Annotated in this window: 3 protein-coding genes and 1 pseudogene; 2 read left to right on the top strand and 2 right to left on the bottom strand. The window is 69.0% G+C overall.

The genetic code is table 11. The features are described from left to right. Positions 1–74: 74 nt before the first annotated feature. The gene (locus JMF90_RS33965; RefSeq protein WP_125380669.1) at positions 75–401 is read left to right on the top strand and encodes a low molecular weight protein tyrosine phosphatase family protein; all 327 of its coding nucleotides are present in this window, start codon (positions 75–77) and stop codon (positions 399–401) included. 33 nt (positions 402–434) lie between these two features. Here the strand turns inward: JMF90_RS33965 and JMF90_RS33960 are convergent, their stop codons facing one another. Both JMF90_RS33960 and JMF90_RS33955 read right to left on the bottom strand, forming a co-directional pair. After that, positions 435–857 (bottom strand): NUDIX hydrolase, encoded by a 423-nt coding sequence (locus JMF90_RS33960; RefSeq protein ID WP_074802725.1) that lies wholly within the window; start codon positions 855–857, stop codon positions 435–437. A 152-nt stretch (positions 858–1,009) separates the two neighbouring features. Beyond that, positions 1,010–1,270, bottom strand: a complete 261-nt coding sequence (locus tag JMF90_RS33955; protein WP_011545400.1) for a hypothetical protein — start codon at positions 1,268–1,270, stop codon at positions 1,010–1,012. A gap of 277 nt (positions 1,271–1,547) precedes the next feature. On the opposite strand from JMF90_RS33955, the pseudogene JMF90_RS33950 reads away from it, so the two are divergent. Then, a pseudogene (locus JMF90_RS33950) lies at positions 1,548–2,292 on the top strand (CaiB/BaiF CoA transferase family protein); the annotation flags it as partial.

The following is a 2,292-nucleotide window of genomic DNA, read 5'->3' as shown; positions in this document are numbered from 1 at the left end:
GCACATGCTCGCGTACGTGCGGCCGGGCACGATTCCGCAAGGATGAGCTGCCCCCGCGGGCGCCGCGCAGCGACATGACACGGGCACTGTTCGTCTGCAGCCGCAACCGGCTGCGCAGCCCGACGGCCGAAGCTGTGTTCGCCGCGTGGCCCGACATCGAAACCGACTCCGCAGGCCTCGCGCCCGACGCGGACGTGCGGCTCTCCGTCGAGCAACTCGACTGGGCGGACATCGTGTTCGTAATGGAGCGCGCGCATCAGGCGCGGCTGTCGGCGCAATTCGGCGCGCATCTGAAGCACCGGAAGATCGTCTGCCTCGACATTCCCGACCGCTACGCGTTCATGCAGCCCGAACTCGTCGCGCTGCTCGAACGCAAGGCCGGCCCGTTCCTGCGCGTGTAATCGCCGCAATCGGTGCCCGGGCCGACATCGATCTCAGCGCAGCGGCCCGCTCGCGAACGCAGAAAAACAGTCGAGCCGCAGGAGCTCGATGATCTTGCGCGTCGGCACGCTGGCCTGCAGCGTGTCGAGCCGGTCGACGCTGAACCACTTGCAGCGGGCGATCTCGTTGCTGGCACGCGGCGTCAGGTGCGCCGGCACGTCGGCCACGAACACGTGATGTAGCTTCGTCAGCCCGCCGAACTGCACCGCGTAGTCGAGCGCGAGCCCCTCCAGCCGCGTTTCCTCCGCGAGCTCCCGCTGCGCGGCCTGAAGCGGCGTCTCGCCGCGCCGGATCGTGCCGCCGGGCAGCGACCAGCGCGCCGCGGTGCGCGCGACCAGCAGCACGCTGCTGCGCTGGCGGCACACGATCGTGGCGCGTTCCTTGATGACGGCGAGGGTATCCGGCCCGGTGCTCATGTTCGGCAAAACAGGTGCTGAATCGTGGAGAAAAACCGGCGCCGGCCATGCGGGGGCCGGCAGCAGACGGCGACGGCATGCAGGCCGCCGCGCCGATGTTACCGGCCGTTCGTGACAGTTCCGTGCACCGCGGTCGTGCCACGGACGACAGCTCACGCGTGCGTATAGATTCCGCTGCGCGCCGGCTTCGCGTGGCGCGAATGACGGCGCTTGTGAACGGCACGCCGGTGATGCGGCGACGGCGCGGTGACGTGCCGGCGTGCGGGCGCGGGCCGGGCGGTGGGCGCGGCAGCGTGCGGCGCCGCGCCCGATACCCCGGTTTGTCCTTCACCGAAGTGGAAAGTCTGCTTTTGCGCGTGCGCGACGCCCAGCGTCGATGCGAGTACGAAGGCCGCCAGCCACAACCGTTTCATGAATATTTCGCCTTGTCATTGATGGGGATGAACCGTGCCGCCAGCTTAGCGAACGGCGGGGCGCGACCGCAACCGGCCCGTGTTCGATGTCGTCCCCGCTTGCGCGCGGCGACGTTCTCCGCGCGGCGGCCGGGTCCGTCCGGGCTTGACAACACAATTCCTCGGTGTGAATATAAATTCACACACAAGAATTATTCGTCGAATCCGGAGAAGCCGCGTGCAAGCGCCGGGCCGCCGGAACCGGCAGTCCGATCAACCGGAACCAGGAGCGAGACGCATGGCGGAACACGAGCAGCAGGGCGCGCTGGCGGGATTGCGCATCATCGATCTGTCGCGGGTGCTGGGCGGCCCGTACGCGACCCAGATCCTCGCCGATCACGGCGCGGAGGTGATCAAGGTCGAACCGCCGTCCGGCGACGAGACGCGCACATGGGGCCCGCCATTCGACGGCGACACCGCGTCGTACTTCCTCGGCGTGAACCGCAACAAGCTCGGCGTCGCGCTCGACCTGACGCAGCCGGCCGATCGCGAGCGGCTGCTCGGGCTGCTCGAACACGCGGACGCGCTCGTCGAGAACTTCAAGATCGGCACGATGGAGCGCTGGGGGCTCGGCTTCGACGCGCTGCATGCGCGGTTTCCGCGCCTCGTCTATTGCCGCGTGTCGGGTTTCGGCGCGGACGGCCCGCTCGGCGGGCTGCCGGGCTACGACGCGGCCGTGCAAGCGCTCGCCGGGCTGATGAGCGTCAACGGCGAAGCCGGTGGCGCGCCGCTGCGGGTCGGCGTGCCGATCGTCGATCTCGTCACGGGGCTGAACGCGGCGCTCGGCGTCCTGATGGCGCTGCGCGAACGCGACGCCAGCGGCCGCGGCCAGTTCGTCGAATCGACGCTGTTCGACTGCGCGCTGTCGATCCTGCATCCGCATACGTCGAACTTCTTCATTCGGGCAACGCGCCCGTGCGCACCGGCAACGCGCATCCGAACATCACGCCGTACGACAGCTTTCCGACCGCGGGCCGTCGACA

This window comes from Burkholderia sp. E168m23 (genome assembly GCF_016586125.1).
Lineage (GTDB): Bacteria > Pseudomonadota > Gammaproteobacteria > Burkholderiales > Burkholderiaceae > Burkholderia > Burkholderia orbicola.
This window is presented reverse-complemented; position numbering and strand designations above follow the sequence as displayed.